The sequence below is a fragment of the bacterium genome (assembly GCA_026708015.1).
In the GTDB taxonomy this organism is placed as follows: domain Bacteria; phylum Actinomycetota; class Acidimicrobiia; order Acidimicrobiales; family Bin134; genus Poriferisocius.
Genome location: JAPOVT010000041.1, coordinates 1 through 23,331 on the forward strand (window position 1 = coordinate 1; position 23,331 = coordinate 23,331).

The 23,331-nt window shown below is 63.4% G+C and carries 23 protein-coding genes, 1 tRNA gene and 1 pseudogene; 17 read left to right on the forward strand and 8 right to left on the reverse strand.

The genetic code is table 11. From position 1 onward, the window contains the following. Positions 1–211: 211 nt before the first annotated feature. Positions 212–1,369 (forward strand): hypothetical protein, encoded by a 1,158-nt coding sequence (locus OXG30_08570; GenBank protein MCY4134952.1) that lies wholly within the window; start codon positions 212–214, stop codon positions 1,367–1,369. Positions 1,370–1,731: 362 nt separating this feature from the next. After that, positions 1,732–2,604 carry an LLM class F420-dependent oxidoreductase gene (locus OXG30_08575; protein MCY4134953.1) on the forward strand — a complete coding sequence of 291 codons (873 nt, stop codon included), beginning with the start codon at positions 1,732–1,734 and terminating at the stop codon, positions 2,602–2,604. A 5-nt stretch (positions 2,605–2,609) separates the two neighbouring features. On the opposite strand, the gene OXG30_08580 is transcribed toward OXG30_08575, so the two are convergent. The 3 genes from OXG30_08580 to OXG30_08590 are packed head-to-tail and all read right to left on the reverse strand — an operon-like array spanning position 2,610 to position 4,741. Further along, positions 2,610–4,112: an AMP-binding protein gene (locus OXG30_08580; GenBank protein ID MCY4134954.1), complete on the reverse strand. Its 1,503-nt coding sequence runs from the start codon at positions 4,110–4,112 to the stop codon at positions 2,610–2,612. A 19-nt stretch (positions 4,113–4,131) separates the two neighbouring features. Next, positions 4,132–4,455, reverse strand: a complete 324-nt coding sequence (locus OXG30_08585) for a PIN domain-containing protein (protein MCY4134955.1) — start codon at positions 4,453–4,455, stop codon at positions 4,132–4,134. 55 nt (positions 4,456–4,510) lie between these two features. Continuing rightward, positions 4,511–4,741: a type II toxin-antitoxin system VapB family antitoxin gene (locus OXG30_08590; protein MCY4134956.1), complete on the reverse strand. Its 231-nt coding sequence runs from the start codon at positions 4,739–4,741 to the stop codon at positions 4,511–4,513. Positions 4,742–4,890: 149 nt separating this feature from the next. Here OXG30_08590 and gap point away from each other — a divergent pair, with 149 nt between their 5' ends. From gap to tpiA, 3 genes are read left to right on the forward strand one after another with little or no spacing between them, the layout of a single operon-like run. Next, complete coding sequence (gap, locus tag OXG30_08595) at positions 4,891–5,901, forward strand: type I glyceraldehyde-3-phosphate dehydrogenase (GenBank protein MCY4134957.1); 1,011 nt, start codon at positions 4,891–4,893, stop codon at positions 5,899–5,901. Between the two features lie 11 nt (positions 5,902–5,912). Continuing rightward, complete coding sequence (locus OXG30_08600; GenBank protein MCY4134958.1) at positions 5,913–7,040, forward strand: phosphoglycerate kinase; 1,128 nt, start codon at positions 5,913–5,915, stop codon at positions 7,038–7,040. Then, a complete protein-coding gene (gene tpiA / locus OXG30_08605; GenBank protein ID MCY4134959.1) occupies positions 7,033–7,809 on the forward strand; it encodes a triose-phosphate isomerase in 777 nt (258 codons plus the stop codon). Before OXG30_08600 ends, tpiA begins: the two co-directional genes overlap by 8 nt. Positions 7,810–7,869: 60 nt before the next feature. On the opposite strand, the gene OXG30_08610 is transcribed toward tpiA, so the two are convergent. Together OXG30_08610 and OXG30_08615 are read right to left on the reverse strand one after the other, a co-directional pair. Then, entirely contained in the window at positions 7,870–9,735 is a 1,866-nt protein-coding gene (locus OXG30_08610) for an NAD(P)/FAD-dependent oxidoreductase (protein ID MCY4134960.1), read from the reverse strand. A gap of 54 nt (positions 9,736–9,789) precedes the next feature. After that, a complete protein-coding gene (locus tag OXG30_08615; protein MCY4134961.1) occupies positions 9,790–10,380 on the reverse strand; it encodes a M23 family metallopeptidase in 591 nt (196 codons plus the stop codon). 606 nt (positions 10,381–10,986) lie between these two features. On the opposite strand from OXG30_08615, the gene secG reads away from it, so the two are divergent. From secG to katG, 7 genes are all read left to right on the forward strand, one after another. Continuing rightward, positions 10,987–11,220 carry a preprotein translocase subunit SecG gene (gene secG / locus OXG30_08620; protein MCY4134962.1) on the forward strand — a complete coding sequence of 78 codons (234 nt, stop codon included), beginning with the start codon at positions 10,987–10,989 and terminating at the stop codon, positions 11,218–11,220. Between the two features lie 22 nt (positions 11,221–11,242). Continuing rightward, entirely contained in the window at positions 11,243–12,349 is a 1,107-nt protein-coding gene (locus tag OXG30_08625) for an acyl-CoA dehydrogenase family protein (GenBank protein MCY4134963.1), read from the forward strand. A gap of 74 nt (positions 12,350–12,423) precedes the next feature. Next, positions 12,424–12,666 carry a type II toxin-antitoxin system VapB family antitoxin gene (locus tag OXG30_08630; GenBank protein ID MCY4134964.1) on the forward strand — a complete coding sequence of 81 codons (243 nt, stop codon included), beginning with the start codon at positions 12,424–12,426 and terminating at the stop codon, positions 12,664–12,666. Beyond that, positions 12,663–13,049: a type II toxin-antitoxin system VapC family toxin gene (locus tag OXG30_08635; protein ID MCY4134965.1), complete on the forward strand. Its 387-nt coding sequence runs from the start codon at positions 12,663–12,665 to the stop codon at positions 13,047–13,049. The genes OXG30_08630 and OXG30_08635 overlap by 4 nt, the downstream gene beginning before the upstream one ends. A gap of 67 nt (positions 13,050–13,116) precedes the next feature. Further along, complete coding sequence (locus OXG30_08640; protein ID MCY4134966.1) at positions 13,117–13,989, forward strand: metallophosphoesterase; 873 nt, start codon at positions 13,117–13,119, stop codon at positions 13,987–13,989. Positions 13,990–14,088: 99 nt separating this feature from the next. Next, positions 14,089–14,538, forward strand: a complete 450-nt coding sequence (locus OXG30_08645) for a Fur family transcriptional regulator (GenBank protein ID MCY4134967.1) — start codon at positions 14,089–14,091, stop codon at positions 14,536–14,538. A gap of 39 nt (positions 14,539–14,577) precedes the next feature. Beyond that, positions 14,578–16,761: a catalase/peroxidase HPI gene (gene katG / locus OXG30_08650; protein MCY4134968.1), complete on the forward strand. Its 2,184-nt coding sequence runs from the start codon at positions 14,578–14,580 to the stop codon at positions 16,759–16,761. A 108-nt stretch (positions 16,762–16,869) separates the two neighbouring features. Here the strand turns inward: katG and OXG30_08655 are convergent, their stop codons facing one another. After that, positions 16,870–18,486 carry a thiamine pyrophosphate-binding protein gene (locus OXG30_08655; GenBank protein MCY4134969.1) on the reverse strand — a complete coding sequence of 539 codons (1,617 nt, stop codon included), beginning with the start codon at positions 18,484–18,486 and terminating at the stop codon, positions 16,870–16,872. A 129-nt stretch (positions 18,487–18,615) separates the two neighbouring features. Between OXG30_08655 and OXG30_08660 the strand changes: the two genes are divergently transcribed. The 5 genes from OXG30_08660 (at position 18,616) to OXG30_08680 (ending at position 21,767) form a co-directional block, all read left to right on the forward strand. Next, positions 18,616–19,503, forward strand: a complete 888-nt coding sequence (locus OXG30_08660) for an NAD(P)-dependent oxidoreductase (protein ID MCY4134970.1) — start codon at positions 18,616–18,618, stop codon at positions 19,501–19,503. Between the two features lie 69 nt (positions 19,504–19,572). Further along, positions 19,573–19,657, forward strand: a tRNA-Leu gene (locus OXG30_08665). An 85-nt stretch (positions 19,658–19,742) separates the two neighbouring features. Next, positions 19,743–19,937, forward strand: a complete 195-nt coding sequence (locus OXG30_08670; GenBank protein ID MCY4134971.1) for a hypothetical protein — start codon at positions 19,743–19,745, stop codon at positions 19,935–19,937. Beyond that, on the forward strand, positions 19,921–20,265 hold the full coding sequence (locus OXG30_08675; protein ID MCY4134972.1) for a type II toxin-antitoxin system PemK/MazF family toxin: 345 nt from the start codon (positions 19,921–19,923) through the stop codon (positions 20,263–20,265). The genes OXG30_08670 and OXG30_08675 overlap by 17 nt, the downstream gene beginning before the upstream one ends. A 389-nt stretch (positions 20,266–20,654) precedes the next feature. Further along, entirely contained in the window at positions 20,655–21,767 is a 1,113-nt protein-coding gene (locus OXG30_08680) for a DUF1214 domain-containing protein (GenBank protein ID MCY4134973.1), read from the forward strand. A 299-nt stretch (positions 21,768–22,066) separates the two neighbouring features. On the opposite strand, the gene OXG30_08685 is transcribed toward OXG30_08680, so the two are convergent. Continuing rightward, positions 22,067–23,146 carry a hypothetical protein gene (locus OXG30_08685; GenBank protein ID MCY4134974.1) on the reverse strand — a complete coding sequence of 360 codons (1,080 nt, stop codon included), beginning with the start codon at positions 23,144–23,146 and terminating at the stop codon, positions 22,067–22,069. A 61-nt stretch (positions 23,147–23,207) separates the two neighbouring features. After that, positions 23,208–23,305: pseudogene (locus OXG30_08690) on the reverse strand (DUF1272 domain-containing protein). Positions 23,306–23,331: the final 26 nt, after the last annotated feature.

Consider the following 23,331-nt stretch of genomic DNA (forward strand, 5'->3'; position numbering starts at 1 on the left):
CACCCGGCCGCGGACCCTCAGATCACGCCCGATACACAAAATTCCTGACAGACCCACAGGGGATGGCAGTGACTGGACATCTCAAGTGGTTGACGGCAAGTTCGCGGTTGGTTGGCGTCCGCCCACATGGACTGATGGAGCACCAATTACCGGTTACGTCATTAGGGTCAGTTGTCTGAATGAATCGCGACCTGTCGGAGGAGGCTTTCGTTTGGAAGGCGAGCTGATCTCTGAACAAGTGGTGTCGAGCAGTGTACGATCTGCCGTTCTTGATTTTGACGCTGCTCTCTTGGGCGATGGCCGACAGTGTGACAAGCGCAAGTCCAAGAACCTAGACCCGGGCGTAGTCGTAAGTGTATCAGCGCTTTCAAAATATGGAGAGGGAGTGATAGACCGGGCCAGAGTGGAGGTCTTCGCGCCAGAAGCAACTGTGACACGCCAGCGGTATAGATCGCTTTCGGCTGGTGTCGACCATGATTGTGCGGTGAGACTCGACGGCTCGATTGTCTGCTGGGGGAATACCAGCTATGACGGGGAGGGGTTGATTAAAGCTCCCGCAGGCACTTTCAAGTCAGTTTCGGCTGGTGGCTACGGCAGTTGTGCGGTGAGATCCGACGACTCTATTGTCTGCTGGGGGAGTACCTGGGCTAGCGAGAAGGGGTTGCTTGATGCTCCCGCAGGCACTTTCAAGTCAGTTTCGGCTGGTGGCTACGGCAGTTGTGCGGTGAGATCCGACGACTCTATTGTCTGCTGGGGGAGTACCTGGGCTAGCGAGAAGGGGTTGCTTGATGCTCCCGCAGGCACTTTCAAGTCAGTTTCGGCTGGTGGCTACGGCAGTTGTGCGGTGAGATCCGACGACTCTATTGTCTGCTGGGGGAGTACCTGGGCTAGCGAGAAGGGGTTGCTTGATGCTCCCGCAGGCACTTTCAAGTCAGTTTCGGCTGGTGGCTACGGCAGTTGTGCGGTGAGATCCGACGACGCCATTGTCTGCTGGGGGGATACCAGCGAGGTGGGGTTGCTTGATGCTCCCGCAGGCACTTTCAAGTCAGTTTCAGTTGGTTCAAGCCATTCTTGTGCGGTGAGATCCGATGATTCCATTGTCTGCTGGGGGGATACGACTTGGGGAGAGAGGTTGATTGATGCTCCCGCAGGCACTTTCAAGTCAGTTTCGGTTGGTGGCTTCGGCAATTGTGCGGTGAGATCCGACGACGCCATTGTCTGCTGGCATTATGGGGTTGTTGACTTCGGGCCTGTAGCGGGTGTTTACAAGTCGGTTGTGAGAAGATCTGAAGGCTATTGTGCGGTGAGATCCGACGACTCGGCCTTCTGCGTGGCAAAGGACGGGAAGGTCACAGAGTTGAACGTGTAGGGCGAGAGGTTTCAGAACAGCGCTCAGACATCGTCCCGGATTTTCGCCATCATTGCTTCACTGGCTTCCCACAATCTGGCCCCGGTAGCGGGATCTTCTCTATGAAGCTGGGACCGTTCGACCATTTCCACGGTCTCGGATCCCGATGCCGTCTTGATCTCATCGCAGGTGTCGTGATGACCGTCGCATGGTGCTTCTAGTGACGGTCTTGGTCTGGCGACAACACGGGTTGAGCGGTTCGGCGCTGAGGCGATCCCGCTAATGTCCGGCTGACAGCTTGATCAAAGGAAACAGGCTCTATGGGGTCAGACAACTTGCCTTATCGCGGTCCAAGGATCGGTCTCTGTCTGCCCTACGAAGGCTTGGCCACAGCCCAGGACATTGTGGATGTGGCTCGAGCCGCCGAGTCAGCCGGATTGGACTCAGTGTGGGTGGGTGACCACATTGCCTTTCCAGTGGAGTTCACGTCGCAGAACCCGACCATGGCCGACGGGAAGTATCCGTATCCCACCGACAATCCCCGAATGGAGTCACTCACCACCTTGGCCTTCGTTGCCGGGGCGACGTCCACCATCAAACTGATGGTCAACGCCTGCGTGCTTCCCCAGCGCAACCCGGTGATCGTCGGCAAAGCGGTGGCCACGCTCGACTTCCTGTCGGGGGGAAGGGTGATCTTCGGAGCAACCCTCGGATGGCTTCGCGAGGAGTTCGACGCCCTGGGTGCCGACTACTCCCGTCGTCGGCAACGGCTAGAGGAAGGAATCGAGATTTTGCGCGCGCTGTGGGAGCAAGACCAGCCCTCATTTGAGGGCGCGACCCACTCGTTCTTGCCCCTCAACATGCAGCCCAAGCCGGTTCAGTCGCCGCTGCCGATCTACCTGGGCGGCCATTCCCGCCCCGCACTCCGCCGGGCCGCCGCAGTGGGAGACGGCTGGTTGGCCGCTCGAATGACCCCGCAAGACCTGCGGGAACATGTGGACTTCTTACGGGAGGAGCGCAAGAGTTCGCCTAGGGTAGATAATCCGTTCACCGTGGCCACCAACTGTCCAGCGGCAGTCGGTGCCGGTAGACCGGGCGTGCTGGACCTCACCGATGGGGACGCCACACGGAGCACGCTGTCGGCCCTGGGAGAAGCCGGGGCCGATGTGGTCAATGTGGTGGTTGTCTCCTATGACCCCGTCGAAACCCGAGAGGCGGCCGAAGCTCTGGGCAAACACTGCGGGCTGACTTCCTGATCCGGTCAGTTTGCGGCGAGGTGCTCTCGTAGCTCGACTTTGCGGATCTTGCCGGTGACGGTGCGGGGGAAGCTGTCGACGGCGATGAACTCGTCGGGGACCTTGATCTTGGCCAGGCGTTGGCGGCACCAATCGAGGAGACCGTCGAGCGATTCATCTGGTCGGAGTTCGACAAACGCCACCGGGCGCTCGCCCCATTCGGGGTCGGGGCGCCCCACCACCGCCACCTCGGCCACGGCCGGGTGGTCATAGAGCACCGCCTCGATCTCGCTGGGATAGATGTTTACCCCGCCGCTGATGAACATGTCCTTGGACCGGCCCACGATGTAGAGGTAGCCGTCGTCGTCGAATCGGCCCAGGTCACCGGTGCGCAGCCATCCGTCGACCAGGGCTTCGGCGGTTTGGTCGGGGTCGCGCCAGTAGCCGGCCATCACCTTCTCGCTCTTTACCCAGATCTCGCCTACCTCTCCGGGGGCAACGAAGTCGCCGCTGTCGTCATGGAGTTCGATCCGGACGCCAGGTACCGCCCGGCCACACGATTCCAACAGCTCGGGGCATGTGGCCAGGGCCAGGTCGTGGTCCTCAGGCAGCAGCCCGGCGATATTGGATATGCCCTCGGTGATGCCGTACGCCTGGTACAGGCCGCACCCGAAGCGCTCATGGGCCTGTCGAATGAGTGGCCCTGCGGTGGGCGCCGCGCCGTAGACGATGAGGCGAAGGCTGGAGAGGTCGGCCTCCTCGAAGCCCGGATGGTTGAGGAGGCGGCGAATCTGGGCGGGGACCAGGATCGAGATGGTCACCCGGTGCTCGGCGACCGCGGCGAAGAACGACTCCGGCGAGAAGGAGCGCAACACCACGTGGGTCTGGCCATCGGCCAACATGGAGCACACCCGCGTTCCGCTGGCAACGTGGTACAGCGGCGTGGTCGACAAGTACACGTCGTCGGGTCGAAACCGCTGCACCAATGCCATGGTCATCCCGTTGAACGCCAGCCCCCGCTGGGTGAGGCATGCCCCTTTGGGTCGACCAGTGGTGCCGCTGGTGTAGATAATCAGCGCGGTGTCATCTTCGGAGGCGCGATCCAGATCGGTGAACGGCACCGACGCCAGCATCTCTGCATAGGCATCGCTTTGGCAGTCGATGACCGGTCCCGCGGAGCCGATCGCCCCCACCCGCAGGGCATATTGGCTGGTGGCCACGGTGAGGGAAGGCTCGGCGTTCGACAGGATGAAGTCCAGCTCAGGGTCGGTGAGCTGGGTGTTCAGCGGGACGGCTGCCGCGCCCAGGTAGGCCGCGGCCAGATAGACGTCAAAAAACACCAGCCCGTTGTCGGCCATGAGCGCCACCCGGTCGCCCCGGCCCACCCCGGCATCTTCAAGCCCGGTTGCCAACCGGCGAACCCGGTCTCGCAACTCCTCAAACGTGACCGATGGCCCCCCGCTGACCGCTACCGCAGTCCGCTGGGAATAGAGCGCCGCATCACGCTCCAACAAGTCGACAATCCGCATCAGGTTGCCAATCGAAACATCACACTTCGACGAGTTGGAGGGGGGTGTGCTCGGCTATGTGCCCGTAGTCGCGGTCGTGGTGAAGCACGGGTACGTTGATGCGGATGGCGACGGCCGCGATGAGCGCATCAGCTTGGAAGCGAATGGTGATTCCCCTCCATCTGAGCTCCCGGTAGATCGTTGCCGCATCGAGCCAATCGAGCTTGGGGGACAGCGCTTCATGTTGCTGGGCCTCCAGCAGCCGTTGGGTTCGGGCGACAGCATCTCGGCGGGCGCCGGCCATGACCTCAAGCAGGATCGGATCAAGGGTGATCACCTCTCCTTTGGATATCGCCTGGCGCATTCTCTGCGCCTGGGGTGACCCCGTTGCCGACAAGAAGTCGATCCACGCGGAGGTGTCAGCTATCAGCACCGTTGTCCCAATCGGCAAACCGGTTCGCCCTCATGGTGTCTAGGTCGCCGTCCCAGCCGACACCTTCCATTTCCAGTTGCTCTTCAATGGTCATCGGACCTCCACCCAAGAGGCGCTCCAAGGCGAGATGTACCGCCTGTCGCTTGGTGCGGAGCCCAAAAGTCTGCATGGCGCGCTCAATGAGCTCATCGTCGATGTCGATGTTGGTGCGACTCATGACACCATCATACACCCTGATGTGTACAATCTGTCGGCGCGTGCTCCCTTGCTCATTCTCGTGCAGGCATTGCTGGGACGGGGTGAAAGCGGGCGATTTTGTAGTCACAATCATCAGAATTCGGCGGGTGGGCCGTTAGTCTCAGCCGCATGAGCATTCGCGTGGGCATCAACGGCTTCGGCCGCATCGGACGGAACTTCTTTCGAGCGGCAAGACAGGCTGGCGCCGATCTGGAATTCGTGGCCGTCAACGACTTGGGCAGCCTGGAGACCATGGCCCATCTGTTGCAGTATGACTCAGTGATGGGCCGATTCGCCGACCCGGTTGCGGTGGTCGACGGCGGGCTCGACATCGGCGGCAGGGTCCTGCAAGTGCTGTCAGAGCGCAACCCAGCAGATTTGCCCTGGAAGGACTTGGGTGTGGACGTCGTGGTGGAGTCCACCGGGTTTTTCACCGCTCGCGATAAGGCTGCCGCCCATCTGGATGCCGGTGCCCCGAGGGTGATCGTGTCGGCCCCGGCGTCGGGGGCCGATGCCACCTTCGTGGTGGGGGTGAACGACAGCGATTTCGACCCCGACAACCACCTGGTGGTGTCCAACGCCTCGTGTACCACAAATTGCTTCGTGCCCATGGTGAAGGTGCTCGACGATGCTTTCGGAGTGGAGCGGGGCCTGATGACCACCGTTCACGCCTACACCGGCGACCAAGCGCTGGTGGATGGTCCGCACTCCGATCTGCGCCGGGCCCGGGCCGCGGCGGCGAACATCGTGCCCACCTCCACTGGGGCCGCCCGGGCCACCGGTTTGGTGCTCCAGGCCATGAACGGCCTGCTGGACGGCATCGCGCTGCGGGTGCCGATTCCCAACGGTTCCCTCACCGATTTCACCGCTATGGTGCAGGGTGAGCCTTCGGCCGACGACGTCAACGCCGCTTTCTCCGCCGCAGCGGCCGACGGACCGCTGTCCGGGGTGCTGGACTACAGCGAAGCCCCATTGGTGTCGTCCGACATCGTTGGCTCGCCGGCCTCTTGCACGCTTGACTCCGGGTTGACCATGGCCTTGGGCAACCTGGTCAAAGTCTCCGGCTGGTATGACAACGAGTGGGGCTACTCCAACCGGCTGGTCGACTTGGTCTCTATCGTGGGCGCAGCGGGCGGCTGAGCACTGAGGTGCTGCCCACCCTTGAGACGCTGAGCGAGGCCCTTGGTGGGCTGGACGGCCGCCGGATCCTGCTGCGGGCCGACTTCAACGTTCCGCTTGACTCCGATGGCGCCATTGCCGACGACTTTCGCATCAAGGCTGCCCTGTCCACCATCCGTTGGTTGACCGGTCAGGGGGCCGCGGTTGTGGCGTGCAGCCACTTGGGCCGCCCCGACGGCAAGCCCGATCCCCGATACTCGATGGCGCCGGTTCAGATCCGACTGGGCAAGTTGGCCTCTGGCGTGGAGTTGCTGGAGAACCTGCGCTTTGACCCCGGAGAGACCGGCAACGACGACCGACTGGTCCAGCAGTTGGTCGACGGCTGCCACGGCTATGTGAACGACGCCTTCGGAGCGTCGCACCGAGCTCATGCCTCCATCGTGGGACCGCCTGGTTATCTGCCCAGCGCCGCTGGGCGCCTGCTGGCCAAAGAGGCCGAAGTGCTGCTCGGCCTACGGTCCAAGCCCAAGCGGCCGTTCGTCGCCGTGCTGGGCGGGGCCAAGGTCAGCGACAAGCTGGGGGTGATCGACGCCCTGCTGGAGACCGCCGACGAGGTGGTGATCGGCGGGGGAATGTGCTTCACCTTCCTGGCCGCCCTGGGCCACAGCGTGGGCGACTCACTGCTCCAGGCCGACCAAATCGAAGCCTGCGGTCGGCTGCTGCAATCAGGGGCGCCCATCCGGCTCCCTTCCGACATCACTGCGCTGGCGCCGGGGGAACATGTGGTGCAGGCCGGTGTAGATCTGCGACCCGACTGGCGGGGTCTAGATATCGGGCCCGGTACCGCTGCTGAGTTCAGCGATCTCATCGCCGAGGCCGGCACCGTGTTGTGGAATGGCCCTATGGGGCTGTTCGAAGATCCGAGGTTCGCAGCCGGAACCAAAGTTGTGGCCCAAGCACTGGCCGATAGCCGAGCATTCACCGTTGTGGGCGGGGGCGACAGCGCGGCGGCGGTGCGCCAGTTCGGCCTCGACCAGGAGATGGATCACGTTTCTACCGGCGGCGGCGCGTCGTTGGAGTTGATCGAACAGGGCGATTTGCCCGGCTTGAGGGCCCTCAGGGAATCCGTTGGCACTCGTGAGGAGGACAGCAATGGCTGAGCGCAAACCGCTGATCAGCGGCAACTGGAAGATGCACATGAACCATCTGGAGGCCATCCAGCTCATTCAGAAGCTGTCGTATGCCCTCGACCATGCCGACTACGCCTCCGCCGACGTCTCCATCCACCCGCCGTTCACCAACCTGCGCTCGGCTCAGACGGTACTCGACGCCGACAACATCCCCATCGCCCTCGGTGCCCAGCACTGTCACTGGGAGGAGACCGGGGCGTTCACCGGAGAGGTGTCGCCCGCCATGCTGGCCAAGCTGGCGGTGAGCTACGTAATCGCCGGCCACTCCGAGCGCCGCCAGCTCTTCGGCGAGACCGACGAGAATGTGAACCGGCGACTCAAGGCCATCCTGGCCGCGGGGATGACTCCGATCATGTGCTGCGGCGAAACCCTGGAGGAGCGGGAAGCCGACCAGACCGAGGCCCGGATCACCTCCCAGGTGGACGCCGGTTTGGCCGGGCTGAAACGAGACCAGGTGGGGGCCATGGTGATTGCCTACGAGCCGGTGTGGGCTATCGGCACCGGCCACACCGCCACCCCCGCCGACGCCCAAGCGGGCTGTGCTCTGATCCGAGAGCGGGTGCGGGTCAATTTCGGCGCCGACGCCGCCGCCAGCGTGCGGGTTCAATACGGTGGCTCGGTCAAGCCCGTCAACGTTGCCGAGCTCATGGCCCAATCCGACATCGACGGCGCCCTAGTGGGAGGGGCGTCGCTGGAAGTCGACAGCTTCTCTCGAATCGTTCGCTTCAGACTCCAATAGGAGGACGCGGAGCCCCCGCTTGGCGCCACTAGGTCTGAAGAGCCGTTGGCCTGAAGTGGGTCAGGTGATCTCGATGTCGTCCCACTCGACTTCGGTACAGAGGCGGTGGTACTCGGGGCCGTACCAGGGGGAGCTCATCTGAAGTCGATTGTGGGTGGAGTTGACGTAGTAGTTGTTGCCCGGAGACCCCATCTCGTGCATGAGCAGGAGCTTGGAGGCTTCCTTGTCCAGCGCCTCGTTGTAGCGCTCAAAGGCGTCCATCGAGACCTCGACGCTGGACTTGCCCTCTTCGAGCATCCGCACGATGCACTGGCCCGCGTAGCCCGACCACACCTGATACCAGATGGGAAGGCCTGTACCGCCCGACAGGGGCTGGGAGTTGGGGCCGTACAGCATGAACATGTTGGGGAACTTCGGCACCATCATGCTGATATAGGCCCGGGGGCCGTCTTTCGACCAGAAGTCGTGCACGTTGAGGCCGTCTCGGCCTATGTAGTCGGCTGGGTACAAGAACTGGACGATGTCGAAGCCGATGGCGGTGATGACGGCATCCACCTCGTGAAGAGTTCCATCGGCGGTCTCGATGCCCTCGGGGGTGAACCGGGCGATCGGATCGGTGATCAGCTCGACATTGTCGCGGGTTAGGGCCCGGTACCAGCCGTTGTCCACCACGGGGCGCCGGGAGAAGGGGGCATAGTCGGGTATCAGCCGATCCACGAGGTCCGGGTCGTTGTCGGTCTGCTCGTGGATGTAGTTGGTGAGGAACGAGCGCAGCTGGTCGTTCACCTCGTTCCAATAGCCGCCGGCGGCCTGCCACTCCTCGTCAGGAATCAGTTGGTCGTGGGTCTTGAACAGCGCCGCGATGGCCATATAGCGCCACCAATTCCAGTAGCCGGGGAAGTTGTCGAGCAGCCAGCGCACTTCGGGCTCAATGGGCTGTCCGTACTTGGGCCGAGGGCTGATCCACTGCTTGGAGCGTTGGAAGACGTACACCTGCTCGGCCTCTTCGGCGATGGGGGAGAGGAGCTGCACTCCGGTCGATCCGTTGCCGATGACGGCGATCCGGTCGCCGCTGTAGTCGTAGTCCTCTGGCCATTGGGACGGGTGAATGACTCGGCCGGGGAAGTCCTCCAAGCCTTCGAAATTGGGGGTCCTCTGATTGGCGAAGGCGCCGACCGCGTTGATCACCACGTTGGCCTCGATGGTCTCGATGCCGTTTGGGGTGTCGGCTTCGAGCACCCACACGTCGCGTTCCTCGTCGAAGGTGGCCCGCTTCAGGTCGTGGTCGAAACGGGTGTTGTCGTACATGCCGTATTTGCGCGAGATGTGGAGCAGGTATTCCCGCACGTACTGGCCCTTCCCGAAGTACTCGGGCCACGGGTAGTTCTTCTCGAAGGCGAACTCATAGGTGATCGAGATGGTGTCCACCCGGATGTCGGGATAGTGGTGTCGGCTCCAGGTGCCGCCCGGCTCAGATCGGCGCTCCAGGATCACATACGGGAGTCCCAGCAGCTCCATCTGGATGCCCGCAGCCAGTCCGCTGAATCCGCTGCCGATGATCGCCACTCGGAAGCCCTCGGGAATCTCAGGCTTGCCGTTGGTCCAGTCGACTGTCCAGGGGAAGGGTTTGAAGGCCATCAGCTCGCGCCGCGATTCGAATTCCAGGTCGCCCATGTCCTCTTTGGTGGCCAGGTTCATCAGCTGGCGCAGGCGGGGTTGCGGCGGTTCCTCGGGCATCCCTGGTCCGGCGTTCTCCTCCAGCCAGGCCACCGTCTTGGCAACCAGAAGCTCGCGCTGGTCATCGTCGAGTTCCAGCATTCTCGGCAGTGCCGCAATCTCGGGATCGTCGGTGTGCTGGAACAGCGCCATTCGCACCGCGTCCAAGTCGGCCAATTCCACTGCCCTGCGCATGAAGTCCGAATCCATGCCGGGAATTGTTGCAGAGCGGAGTGAGATTTCTTTAGTCCACAGGTGGGAGGTCTATCCCGGAGTCTCGGAGAACAGGGTTGTGTACACCTCGCGGGTCTCCGCAGTGGACAGGCCCGCGCCCAGGTACAGGTTGTCGATGTAGATCTCCCAGTGAAGGTGGGGGTCGGTGTAGAAGTCCCCGTTGGCGGCCGCGTGGGTGCCGCGATTTCCGATCTCGCCCACTCGCTGTCCCGCTTGGATTTTCTGGCCGACCCGGATATCGGGATCCACTTCGTGGAGATGGGCGTAGACCGTCACCACATGGCCGAGGAATGGGAAGTCGCCGTGGTCGATCACCACATAGTTGCCGTAGAGCGTCAATAGTGTGAAGGGGGGAGTGGCTTGCAGCCGTTCCGCGATGCCGAGCAGCTCATCTCGGTCGTCGGAATCGGGGTCTTGGTAGTTGCCTACGGCTAGGACCACCCGCCCGTCGAGGGCGGCCACCGCAGAGCGCCCCAGCGTGAAGCACTGGAAGTCCACCCCCTGGTGGATGCCGGATCGGTAGGCCCGGGGGGCGTTGGGCAACAGATCGGGATTGGAGAGCGGGGACGCGCAGTCGCTGGGAGGAGTCGTGATGGGTGCCAGACCCGCTGCAACCGCCAAGGCCTCTTCATATGTCGGGGGCATCCGGTCCAAAACGACCACGACCGGTGTGGAAGAGGGATCAGGGAAATCCGGATCTGGGTCAGCGTCGTCTGATGGGTTGTCGGTGGCTGGCTCCTGATTCGATACGGAAGTGCCAGAAGTCGATTCAGGACTTTCCGGCGAGTCGCCTGATGGAGCGGATGACGATTCATCACCAGATTCCGGTTCGTCAGGAGTCGTTGAGTAGTCGGTCTCGGCGGATCCTCCAGAAGATGTCGCGGGAGCATCGTCGGCACTGTTCGACCACCAGATTTGCGATACCAGGATTCCGACCGCAAACGCCGCTCCCAAACCGGAGATCGATAGGAGCATTCTGCCCGACTTGAGACTTTTTAGGATTTTGGCAGTCCATCTGGCGATCCATCGGACGGATGCGACCAGGCCATTTCTGATGCCCTTGAGCCTCTTGGTGCCCCGTTTTCCCCGCCAGCGGAAGGGCGCGGCCAAACTACTGCCGATGCCCGTGAATCTCATGGAGTCCCATTTCCCCAACCATGCGAATCAGGAGAATACACGGGTGTCCGGTGGGTCTGTGGGTCAGTCGAGCGGGTAGAATTGTCTGCTGTGACCATCGCGCTTGTGGTTATCGACGTGGTTTCGGCCTTGGGGCTTTTGCTTCTGGTGCTGCTGCATAGCGGCCGGGGCGGTGGCCTTTCCGACATGTTCGGCGGAGGCTTCGGGACGCAGGCCGCTGGGTCGACTGTCATTGAGAAGAACCTCGACCGGCTCACCATCGTGGCCGCGTTGATCTTCTCCTTCTCCACTCTGGCGCTGGCCCTGCTGCTGGACTCCAGCTAGCAGCGGGCCACTGGCCGCCGGTTTGGACTTCGCACTCTCTCCCGAGTTGCTGGCCCTGCGCGACCGGGCGCGGACTGTGGCCGAGGAGGGGGTTGCCAAATTCGGACGTCACAACGACTCGTGGATCAACGGCTACTCCAAGGAATTCGCCCGGGTCATGGCCGACGAGGGCTGGATCGGCATGGGGTGGCCGATCGAATACGGGGGACAGGCCAGGCCACCTATTGAACGGCTGATTGTGGCCGAGGAGATGATTAGCGCCGGCGCGCCGGTGGCGGCCATGTGGTTCGCCGACCGCCAGATGGGTCCAACGCTGATCGCCTATGGCACCGACCAGCAGAGGGCGGAGTTCTTGCCCCAGATGCTGTCGGGGGATGCCACTTGGTGCATCGGGATGAGCGAGCCCGACGCCGGCTCAGATCTGGCCTCCATTGCCACTCGGGCGGTTCGTGACGGCGACCAGTTCGTGATCGACGGCCAGAAGATCTGGACCAGCTTCGGGCATATGGCCGACTACTGCTATCTGATCTGTCGCACTAGCGAAGATGGCCCACCGCACCGAGGGGTCAGCGAGATCATTGTGCCCATGGACACCCCGGGCATCGAAGTACGCCCCATCACCGACATGATCGCCAACCGGCACTTCTGCGAGATCTACTTCACCGGGGTCCGGGTGCCGGCGGAGAATCTGGTCGGTGCCGAAGGGGACGCCTTCAAACAGACCATGGTGCAGCTGGCCCACGAGCGCGGCGGCATTGATCGGTTGGCGTCCAACCGGGCGATTTTCCTGCACGCCCGGTCGGTGGCCGACCGATCTGACCCCCGAGTTCGCCAACAAATCGCCCAATTGGAGACCGAGTATCGGTTGGGCCGACTACTGGTGTACCGAGAGGTCCTTGGCCAGGCCCCGGCCGGTTTCAGCGCGGCCACCAAGGCCTTCTGCACTGAACACGAGCAGCGGGTAGCCCTATTCGCCGCCGCGAGCCTCGGGCCGGCAGCCCTGCTCGAAGACGAGTGGACCAGGGGAATCTGCTATGCGGCCTCGTACACAATCGCCGGAGGCACCTCCAACGTCATGCGCAACATCCTGGGCGAACGCGTCCTTGGTCTGCCCCGCGAGCCCCGCTAAACGAGTTGCCTATGTCTTCTTCCCGGGGCCGTAGTCGATAGTAGCTTTCTACCTAAAGTAGTATATTAATACCTATGGTGCTGAGCATTAAGAGTGAGAAGGCCGACCAACTGGCCCGCGATCTGGCGGAGTTGACGGGTACGTCCATCACCGATGCGGTTACCGCGTCGCTTGAAGCCCAATTGGAGCTGGAGCGCCGGCGCCGGCATCGACCAGCGCTGGGGGACATAGTGGAGAGGTTTCGTGAGTTGCCCGTACTCGACGAGCGTTCGTCTGACGAGATCATCGGCTTTGGCGAACACGGTCTACCCGCATGAACGTGGTCGACACCTCGGCGATCGTCGCGGTTCTGTTCGGTGAGCCGGGCAGCGAAGACATCGAGCGCAAGTTGATGGGCGCCCCGTGCGTGATGTCGGCCGCCACCCGAGTTGAACTCGGAATCGTGGTGGAGGCCAAGACCGGGGCGGCCGGCGTATTGCTCCTCGAAGAGCTCTTGGCCCGCATCGAGGTTCAGATAGAACCCGTGGATGCCAGTCTGGCCGAAGAAGCACTGGCTTGCTGGCGCCGTTTCGGCAAGGGGAGGCATCCCGCAGCCCTCAACTATGGAGATGTCTTCTCGTACGCCCTCGCCCGCCGCCTGGGTCAACCTCTGTTGTTTGCGGGTGACGACATCGCTCAGACCGACGCGCTGGTGGGCTGAAGGGAGAACGGGGGCGAATCTAGGAAAAGATCGGGTCCCGCGGCGGCGGATTTGGAAGAATCGGGGCGTGTTTCGCGTTACCCAGTTTTCTGACATGCACTTCTGTAGCGACCCTGAGGCCGCGCCTCGAAATACCGATGACACTTGGGACGCGGTGTTCGACGATGCGTTCGCTTCAGACCGGCCGCCTCCTGATCTGGTGGTGATTACCGGTGACATTGCCGACAACGGCACCGAGGCCGAGTACGAGAAGGTGGCCGAGAAGCTGTCCCGTCTCCCGGTCGATGCGGTGGTGTGTCCCGGCAATCACGACCGGCAGGTGCCCTTCGATGCCATATTGCCTCGGCCGGGCATCAGCAGCGGGCGCACTCTGCGGGTCGGGTCGTGGCTGTTCCTCTTCGCCGACTCCAACGCAGACGGGCGGGACCGGCGACCGGATGGCTCGCTGGTGGACCGAGAGGACCGGACCCACGCGCACGGCCGTTTCGGGGATGCCGAGGTGGCATGGATTGTCGAGACCGTTGAGCGAAGTGACGCGGATCACGCCTTTGTGTGGACCCACCACCCGCCGGGAGCCTTCGGTTTCTTCTACAAAGAAGACCATGACGCGGAGTTCGCTCGGCTGGTCGACATGGTCCCCAACATCCGCGGCGTGGGAGCTGGTCACACGCATACCAACACCACCCATGAGTGTGCTGGACGCCCAGTCCACCAGTGCCCGTCGCTGTCGACGAACCTCGACCTTGACGAATACACCACGCTTCCGCCGGGATACCGCACTTACGAGTTTTTCGACGACGGGACAGTTGCCAGCGAGGTCCACCTAGTGGGGGAGGAGCAGTGGCCGAGCTATCCCCTGGCCGAAGTTACCCGGCAAATGCTCCGGGGCGAGATCAGCTTCGAGGAGATGATGGAGCAGTTGGCCGCTGAGCGCGCCTGACTGCGACGTTGGGTCGGGCCGACCCGTGTCCTGAATGTTTCTTAGATCAGAAGCATCTAAATATTAGAATTAGTCTAGAATACTTGCTAGGATGCCGGCATGGGATCCAGCGATACTCCCTCCACCGCTGATCTGCTGCGGCAGAACGGCTTGCAAGTCACTGCTCAGCGGATTGCCGTCATCCGTGCCGTTTCGGCCTGTCCTCACGGTACCGTTGAGGATGTGGCCGAGGCGGTCCACAACGACATCGGCGCCATCTCCCGCCAGGCGGTTTATGACGCGCTGGGAATGCTCGCCGACAAGGGCCTGATACGTCGGATCCAGCCCGCAGGATCGCCGGCTCGCTACGAAGACCGAGTGGGCGACAACCATCACCACCTGATCTGCCGCAGCTGCAATCGGATGGTCGACGTGGACTGCGCGGTGGGCTACACCCCGTGCCTGACCGCCTCCGACGACCTGGGATTCGAGATCGACGAGGCGGAGGTCATCTATTGGGGTCGCTGCCCCGAGTGCTTCGCCGCCAGTCCAGAACCGGCCGCCCAATGAACCGATCAACCACCAAACATCAACACAAAGGAGAGTCCAATGACTGAGAACGCAAGCCAGTGCCCGTTTTCGGGGGCCAATACCGCCAAGGGCACCTCAGCCACCGAGCAGTGGTGGCCCGAACAGATGAACCTGAAGATCCTGCACCAGCACTCACCCGAGGCCGACCCGATGGGGGAGGGGTTCGACTACGCCACCGAGTTCGAGTCGCTCGACCTGGCTGCCGTGAAGCAGGATATCGCCGACGTCCTGGTTGACTCCAAGGAATGGTGGCCCGCCGACTACGGCCACTACGGACCCCTCATGATCCGCCTCACCTGGCACGCCGCGGGCACCTACCGCATCGGCGACGGCCGCGGCGGCGGTGGCACCGGGGCCCAGAGGTTCGCCCCGCTGAACAGCTGGCCCGACAACGCCAGCTTGGACAAGGCCCGCCGGCTGTTGTGGCCCGTCAAGCAGAAGTACGGCCGCAAGCTCTCGTGGGCCGACCTGTTGATCCTCGCCGGCAACGTCGCTCTGGAATCGATGGGCCTTGAGACATTCGGCTTCGGAGGGGGCCGCCCCGACATCTGGGCGCCTGAGGAAGACGTGTACTGGGGCTCGGAGAACGAGTGGCTGGGCGACGAGCGCTACACCGGCGAGAGAGAGCTGGAGACACCGCTGGGTGCGGTGCAGATGGGTCTCATCTATGTCAATCCCGAGGGCCCTAACGCCAATCCCGACCCCATCGCCGCCGGAATCGACATCCGGGAGACGTTCGGACGCATGGCCATGGACGATGAGGAAACCGTGGCCCTGATCGCCGGCGGACACACTTTCGGCAAGGCCCACGGTGCCGCCCCCGACACCTACGTCGGAGCCGACCCCGAAGGCGCCAGCCTGGAGGAACAGGGCCTGGGATGGAGGAATACCTTTGGCTCAGGAGTAGGCGGCGACGCCATCACCAGCGGCCTCGAGGGCGCATGGACTAATGATCCCGCCACATGGGACAACGGCTTCTTCGACAATCTATTCGGCTATGAGTGGGAGCTGACCCAGAGTCCAGCCGGTGCGCACCAGTGGCGACCGACCGACCGGGCGGCCGACGACACCGTGCCCGACGCCCATGATCCGGCCAAGCGGGTGGCGCCGATGATGCTGACCACCGACCTGGCGCTGCGGTTTGATCCCATCTACGAGCCGATCTCCCGCCGCTTCCATAAGAACCCCGACGAGTTGGCCGACGCCTTCGCCCGAGCCTGGTTCAAGCTCACCCACCGCGACATGGGCCCGGTGGCCCGCTACCTGGGCCCAGAGGTTCCCGATGAGGAGCTGATCTGGCAAGACCCGGTGCCCGCCCCCCAAGGCGAGCCCATCGGGCCCGATGACATCGCCGACCTCAAGGCTCGGATCCTGGGATCGGGGCTGTCGGTGTCCCAACTGGTGGCGACGGCCTGGGCCTCGGCCTCCACATTCCGAGGCACCGACATGCGAGGCGGCGCCAACGGGGCTCGCATCCGTTTCGCACCCCAGGACGGCTGGGAGGTCAACGTCCAGTCAGGAGTGGGCGAGGTTCTGACTGCCCTGGAGCAAGTGCAGGCCGACTTCAACGCCCAAGGGGGCAGTCAGGTATCGCTGGCCGATGTGATCGTGTTGGGCGGATGTGCCGCGGTGGAGAAGGCGGCCAGCGACGCCGGCCACGACGTTGCAGTCTCGTTCTCGCCGGGGCGCACCGACGCCACTGCCGAGCAGACCGACGTCGAGAGCTTCGCCGTGCTCGAGCCCACTGCCGATGGCTTTCGCAACTACCTGGCCGACTTCCATAAGCGGCCCGCTGAGGAGCTGCTGGTGGACAAGGCGTTCTTGCTCAATCTGACCGCCCCGGAGATGACCGTGCTGGTCGGCGGGATGAGGGCGCTCGACGCCAACGTCGGCCAGTCCCAACACGGTGTGCTCACCGACCGGCCTGGCACCTTGACCAGTGACTTCTTCACCAACCTCCTCACCATGGACACCGAGTGGCAGGCGTCAGCCGACCAGTCCGGGGTGTACGAGGGCCGCGACAGGGATTCCGGGGAGTTCCGCTGGACGGCGACTGCCGCCGATCTGGTGTTCGGCTCCAACTCCCAGCTTCGGGCGATCGCCGAGGTCTACGGATGCGATGACGGTGAGGAGAAGTTCGTCCAAGACTTTGCGGCCGCCTGGGCCAAGGTCATGAACCTGGACCGGTTCGACCTGGCCTGAGAACGGCGCTGGCCAGCCGGTCAGCGGGATCCCCCTCTCCCGCTGACCGGCAGCTAGCTCGTTGGCGAGAGGCTTGGTAGCCAGTTCGAACGCGGAGAGAGGGTGTCCCTAGAACCCGTTGGTGGGCAACGGGTCGATAACCAGCTCGACCACCGAGGGCCGGTTCTCGGCGATCATCTCCCGAACTGTGCTGCGGAGGCCCGCCTCATCGGAGACTCGCACGGCGGCGCAACCGAACGACTCGGCGTACTTCACCAGGTCGGGATTGTGCAGCTCGGTTCCGAGGAGCCGTCCGCCGTAGTTGACCTCTTGGTCCAGGCGGGTGTTGCCGTAACCGCTGTCGTTGACCACGATGTGCACGGTTGGGATGTCGTATTGGATAGCGGTGGCCAGCTCGTTGCTGGCGAACAAGAAGCCGCCATCGCCGTTGATCGACACCACGGGCCGCTTAGGGGCGGCCACCTTTGCGCCGAGGGCCATGTTCATGGCGAAACCGAGCGTGCCCATGTATGAAGACGTGAGGTAGGACCGGGGATGGGCGACCGGCAGGTACATGTGGCACATGTAGCCCACCATGGTGGCGTCGACTGCCAAAATTGAGTCCTCAGGCAGGCTGTCGGCCAGAGCCTCGACGATGGCGGCTTGGGGACCGGCGGCTCGATGGGCGACGTCGACGCGCTGGCGAGCCTGGTGCCACTGCGCTGAGCGATCGGGACTGGGATCGCTGACCTGCCGCAGGGCGTCGAGCAGGTCGGCTGCGCCTGCTTCGGCATCGCCCACCAGGGCGACCTCCGGCGGGGTGAATCGGCCGATCTCGGTGGGATCGACGTCGAGGTGGATCAGCCGGTGATGGTCGCCCAGCCCAACGCCTTGGAGACGGGTACCCACCGCCAGCACCACATCGGTGTCGGCGATGACCGGTGCAAGGCGCTGGTGGACGAACAGCGTGCCGAGCACCGCGGGGTCGCGGCCGTCGATCACGCCCTTGCCCTCCCGAGTGGAGATGGTCGCCGCCTGGAGGTGGTGTTGCAGCTCGCGAAGGACAAAGGCTGCGCCATGGGCCCCGCCGCCGACGACCAGCAGCGGGTGGTCGGCCTCAGCGAGCAGGCGGGCGGCTTGGGCCACCAGTTCCGGATCGGGCCGCTGAGGTTCGGGAGCGACGGGGGCGACAACCGGCGCACCTGTCAGCTCGCCCATGGTCTCAGGGGGAATTTCCAGGTGAGCGGGGCGAGTACGGCCGCTAGTCATCGCCGCAAAGGCCCGTCTCACCGCGGCGGGAAGCTGGTCGGCCTCAGTGATTCGCTCGGCGTGTTTGGTGATGGGTCGGACCACGTCGAGCTGATCGTGTACTTCGTGGGGGAGGCTTTTGCCCTGGCCGATGGCGTCCCGGTTGATCTGGCCTGATATCTGGAACACCGGCGACGATGCGGCGTATGCCGTGGCCAGCCCCGACCCCGCGTTGTACACGCCGGGGCCGGGCACGATGAGGGTGGTGCCGGGCCGTCCGCTCACCCGGGCGTATCCGTCGGCCATGAAGGCCGTGGCCTGCTCGTGGCGCACGGTTATGTAGCGGATCTCATCGGCGCCGTGGTGGAGCGAGTCCAAGATGTGCATGAGCTGCACGCCGGGAATGCCGAATACCACCTCGACGCCTTCTCGCACCAGCTGCTCAACAACCGCCGTTCCCCCCGAACGCATCGAGCCGGAATCCGATTGCGTTGTCATGGTGCCTCCACCCTTACCGTTCCCTCGATGCCTGCCAATTCGTGCGGTGCCCTGCTTCTGTGAGTGTCGCCCGCTAGGTGCTGGCATTAGTTTGAGCCTTTCAAGCTGCCAAAGGAGCTCGCTGTGGAGTTGCGGAACAAGACCATTGTGGTGACGGGGCCGACGGGGATGGTGGGGCCACCGCTGTGCAAGTCACTGGCCGCCGACAATCGGGTGATTGCGCTGGCCCGGTTCTCAGACCCTGATGCCCGGGCCGATCTGGAGGCTGGGGGAGTGGAGTGCATCGCCGTGGATTTCGTGGCCGCCGACTTCTCGGCGGTTCTCCGTGATGTGGACGTGGTTGTGAATCTGGCGGTGATCAAGACCGGCGACTGGAAGACGGACCTGGCGGTGTGCTCGGAGGCCACCGGGCATCTGATGAGCCACTTCCGCGACGCGGAGGCGTTCCTTCATTGTTCATCGGGGGCGGTGTATCAGCCCAATGGGGGTCAGCCGTTCACCGAGGACAGCCCCCACGGCAATCACCACGCCCACATGATGCCCACCTATTCCATTTGCAAGATCGCTGGTGAGTCGGTGGCCCGATTCGGGGCCCAGGAATTCGATCTGCCGACGGTGATCGCCCGGCTCAATGTGCCCTACGGCGACACCGCCGGCTGGCCGCTGTTCCACCTGCTGATGATGCGGGCGGGCATGGACATCGAGGTGCATACCGATGGCGCCCGCTACAACCTCATTCACGACGAGGACATCGCCGCCGACTTACCCATTTTGCTGGATCAGGCGTCGGTTCCTGCCACCACCTTGAATTGGGCCAGCCCAGGATTGGTGTCGGTTGCCGAGTGGTGTGCGTACATGGCCGAACTAGACGGCTGCGATCCCCCCAAGATCGTGGAGGCCGACACCGCCATTCCCAGCACGGTGATGGATACCAGCCGCATGGAGTACCTGCGCCCCGACCGCCTGGTGGGCTGGCAAGACGGCATCCGCCGTCTAGTTGAGAACCATCCCACCTGACCGGTAACTCGTAGAGTCAACAAGCCCCAGCGCGATAGGGTGCCCTTTGCGCCGGAATGCGGCGTCCATGTCGGAGTGGCGGAATTGGCAGACGCGCTAGCTTGAGGGGCTAGTGCCCAATACGGGCGTGGGGGTTCAAGTCCCCCCTCCGACACTGATTTCGAGGGCGAGTCGTTCGAGTTCTCGGCTAGAGCCCGGCCCCCAATTCTGTTTGCATACAATTCTGCTAACATATCTGTATGCAAAGTACGAGCGTGCGCATCGATGTGACGACGCATCAGGAGTTGAAGAAGCTCGCCGCCTCCCTCGGCGCAACGGTGGGCGACACGGTTGCGCTGGCGGTGCGACGGCTGCGACAAGACGAGATTGGAGCTGAGCTATCGGGTCAACTCACTGACGAGGAAGTGGGATGGCTCGATGCTGACCTCGGGTGATGTCGTCGAGCTGGATCTCGGGCTGCCGTTTGGCCGAGAGGCGGGATTTCGCCACCCAGCGATCGTCGTAACCGCCCAAAGGGTTCTCGACGCCGGGCCCAGTGTCATTCAGGTCGTGCCGCTGACATCGCAACTGCGAGGGTTTACGTCGGAGGTGGAGCTCGACGCCGATCCTGAAAACGGGTTGGATCGCACATCGGTCGCCCAGTGTCAACACATCCGTGCCGTCGCGGCTGGCCGAATCGAAGGGGCAAGAGGAAACGTCGGTGGAGCAGCGCTCACCCAAATCCGTGAGGTGCTGGGCCTGATCCTCGACATCCCCGGTTGATTTCGCTGGGAGGTAGCACTTGCGCGCGATGACGACCTCGACGTGTCCAAGGCGTTCTCTGGGGCGGCCAACCACACCGGTTTCTGCTTGGGCCGGTACTTCTGCATCGGAGCCATGCTGGCCAAGACCGAGGTCGACATCGCCACCAACCAGTTGGCTCGGCACCATGGCCCACGTCGCATTCGACGGCCTACCGCCCACCCCCGAGGGCGTGTTCACCCGGGCGCCCAAGTCGATGCCGCTGACCTTCACCCCAACCAGCCGCTGAGCGTCCTATCGCTCGGGCTGGGCGTCCTGGAGCGCTTCCTATCTAGCAGCCTTCTGTCACTGTGCCTGGTTGGTGGCATGGTGGGTAGCCTTCTCAGAGCTTGAAACGCATGGAGGAGCAGATGGCTGATCGATCAGGACAGGCGTGGGAAGAGCTGGTAGCCCTGATGGGGGAAATCGAAGGCGATTGGTGGCGGGAGGCAAGGGGAGTGCCGACCGCCAATGACCGGGCCGAGGCTCGGATATTTGCCCTCAATAGCTTGCAGCACGCTCTGGAGTTCTGGTCGCAGGCTGATCCGGCTCGGCCATGGTTCTACCGGTGGTTTTCGCCGACCAAGAAGCTGCTAGGGGACAATCCCGACGCCATCTACTACGGCACAGTGATCGATCCCGATCTCGACTATGTGGTCCGGGGCAATCTCGCCGGGGCGGTATACACCTCGTTCACGGTGGAGCAGGGAACCGCCGGGGGTGCGATGTCAGCCAAGCTGGGGGCCACTCTCAATGACGATGAAATCGAGATCAACTCCGACGGAAGCTACGAGTTGCAGCTCAGCCAGAGCCCCCAGCCCGGTAACTGGCTGGCGCTTACGCCTGAATCCGGGAGCATCACGACACGGCACTATTTCGAGTGGGATCGCCCCGCCGCCACCGACCCCAACATGAATGTGCCCCTGTCCATCGAGCCGACGGTCGATCTCGGACCGCCGGCCATCCCCGACGACGAGGCTTGCGCCCAGGGTCTTCAGCGAGTGGTCACGTTTCTGCGCAGTGTGACCGTCGAATGGCCCGACGGGCCTCGAGAAGACATGCCAGCGTGGAGCTCTCCTGAACTCAACCGCTTCACCAACCCTCCCCTCGACGAGGGCAATCGGACCATCGGCTATGCCGCGGCCGACAACGCTTACCGCTCCACCCGCTATCGACTGGGACCTGACGAGGCGCTGGAGATTCGGGGCCGATTCCCGGATTGCCGTTTCGCCAACGTGGTGCTCAACAACCGCTTCATCCAGACGCCGCCCTATCGAGACCGCCGGGTTTCGCTGAACCGACGCCAAACGGTGCTTGAGCCGGACGGCTCTTTCCGCATGATCCTCGCTCATCGGGATCCCGGCGTCCCCAACTGGCTGGACACCGCTGGCGCCCCCACCGGCACGATCTTCTGGCGCTATCTGCTTCCTACCGAACAGCCCACCCAACTCGAAACCCAGGTGCTCGCGGTTGACGACGTATGACCGCCGTCACAACAGGTGTACACAACCGGGTCGGCAGGTTCACAGATCACGCCCGAGCAGACTGAAGCACTGGCCGGTCGGGCCGGCGTGGGTTGAACGGGTAGCGAGGAACGCCACGTAATCGGCGATCTCGTTCGGATCCTTCAGTCGATCCTCTCCGAGGGCTGGCTCCAGCTCATGCAGGCGCCATCTTGTGCCAAGCGCTCAGCAGTGGCCCGCCCTATGTCACGTCCCGCACCGGTCACGACGGCAACTTTCCCGATGAGCGGCTTTGTAGACATCTGATGCAGCCCTTTTGTTCAGGTTCGGTAACGCCAGGCGATGTGGGAGGAGCGGCGGGCGATCTGGGCCTGGCGGTCGACCGGGGGCAGGTCGAGTTCTTTGAGGGAGACGACCTGGGCGTTCACGACTGGAGTTTCGGGCGGGTGCCACCAGCGGAAGGTACACAGCACGGAATCCCGCCCCTCAGTGTCAAGCCAGTTGGCACCGCCGGGGTCGGTACCGGCGATGACGATGGGGCCGGGTTCGATGAGCGCGTGGTTGAGGCAGGTGAGCCGGTTGGTGAAGTCCAGGGCCTCATACCATGGCCGGTTGTAGAGCTGGACGTCCCATATGGTTGCACCCCGGTGGTCGACCTCAACCACGAGGGCCTGGTCAGAATCGAGGGCCACCCCGGCATGGCTGTAGATGAGCGTCTTGACCCCGCGGCCCATCCCCGCCGGGGGGAGGAAGGTGTTGGGGGGCTGGTCGCCCAGCATTCGCTCTTGGTAGCCGTTCCAGAAAGCGAAGGAGTGCTCGATCTCGCCCAGCGCGGTGCTGAGGATGGCAGCGGCATCGACCTCTGGTTTGGGCTCGCCCACGGTGTCGAGGCGCTCGATCACAAAGGTGGCGGGCTCGGCTGCCTGCCAGTCGAAGTAGTAGTCCCGGATGTGGACGAACGATGCCTCGGGATCAAGCGGCAGCCAGTTCCTATTCCCGCCACTGGGCTCTTCGCCGCCCAACAAGATGTCAATATCGTTTCCGGGGCCCATCCCAAGGCTCGACCCCGTCACCTCGAGTCCTACTCCCGCGCCGCCGCTTTGGGTGGCGCCGAGTTTGATCTGAAGGACGAACTCCTCACAGGCGCCCATGTGGCCAGAAATTCGGTACACCCCGTCCCCGTCGATGGCGGTCCGGCGGGCCACCTGGTCGGCGTTGGGTCCGCCCCACTGATAGACGGGGTCGCTGCTCCGGAAGAAGGCTGGGTGGCGGGGGTCGTTGTGGCCGATCGCATAGGTAAGCCAACACGCCACCTGATTGGCCAGGTGCCGCTGTCCCTCATCATCAAGACCTTCGCCAAGGGCTTCAATCCGATCGCAGAACTCACGCCAAGTCGTCATAGCTGCCCTGAAAAATAGACCACCCTCCGATCAGCAGCGGTCTTGGGCGATACAAGGATGCGCACTTGAAGGTGCAGAAGGTGGCCTCGGCCGAATCGGGGGGGGGGGTAGGTCTCGGTCGCAGCATTCGCAATTTGGGCGCAGATCAAGTAGAGCCATATGCCTGACGCCACTTAGCTGGGGGA

Bases quoted from the DNA above. Each gene is read 5' to 3' on its own strand.
- OXG30_08580 (MCY4134954.1), bottom strand. From the start codon at position 4,112: ATGCGGATTGTCGACTTGTTGGAGCGTGATGCGGCGCTCTATTCCCAG.
- OXG30_08585 (MCY4134955.1), bottom strand. From the start codon at position 4,455: ATGCGCCAGGCGATATCCAAAGGAGAGGTGATCACCCTTGATCCGATC.
- OXG30_08590 (MCY4134956.1), bottom strand. From the start codon at position 4,741: ATGAGTCGCACCAACATCGACATCGACGATGAGCTCATTGAGCGCGCC.
- gap (MCY4134957.1), top strand. From the start codon at position 4,891: ATGAGCATTCGCGTGGGCATCAACGGCTTCGGCCGCATCGGACGGAAC.
- tpiA (MCY4134959.1), top strand. From the start codon at position 7,033: ATGGCTGAGCGCAAACCGCTGATCAGCGGCAACTGGAAGATGCACATG.
- OXG30_08610 (MCY4134960.1), bottom strand. From the start codon at position 9,735: ATGGATTCGGACTTCATGCGCAGGGCAGTGGAATTGGCCGACTTGGAC.
- OXG30_08630 (MCY4134964.1), top strand. From the start codon at position 12,424: ATGGTGCTGAGCATTAAGAGTGAGAAGGCCGACCAACTGGCCCGCGAT.
- OXG30_08635 (MCY4134965.1), top strand. From the start codon at position 12,663: ATGAACGTGGTCGACACCTCGGCGATCGTCGCGGTTCTGTTCGGTGAG.
- OXG30_08645 (MCY4134967.1), top strand. From the start codon at position 14,089: ATGGGATCCAGCGATACTCCCTCCACCGCTGATCTGCTGCGGCAGAAC.
- katG (MCY4134968.1), top strand. From the start codon at position 14,578: ATGACTGAGAACGCAAGCCAGTGCCCGTTTTCGGGGGCCAATACCGCC.
- OXG30_08655 (MCY4134969.1), bottom strand. From the start codon at position 18,486: ATGACAACGCAATCGGATTCCGGCTCGATGCGTTCGGGGGGAACGGCG.
- OXG30_08670 (MCY4134971.1), top strand. From the start codon at position 19,743: ATGCAAAGTACGAGCGTGCGCATCGATGTGACGACGCATCAGGAGTTG.
- OXG30_08675 (MCY4134972.1), top strand. From the start codon at position 19,921: ATGCTGACCTCGGGTGATGTCGTCGAGCTGGATCTCGGGCTGCCGTTT.
- OXG30_08680 (MCY4134973.1), top strand. From the start codon at position 20,655: ATGGCTGATCGATCAGGACAGGCGTGGGAAGAGCTGGTAGCCCTGATG.
- OXG30_08685 (MCY4134974.1), bottom strand. From the start codon at position 23,146: ATGACGACTTGGCGTGAGTTCTGCGATCGGATTGAAGCCCTTGGCGAA.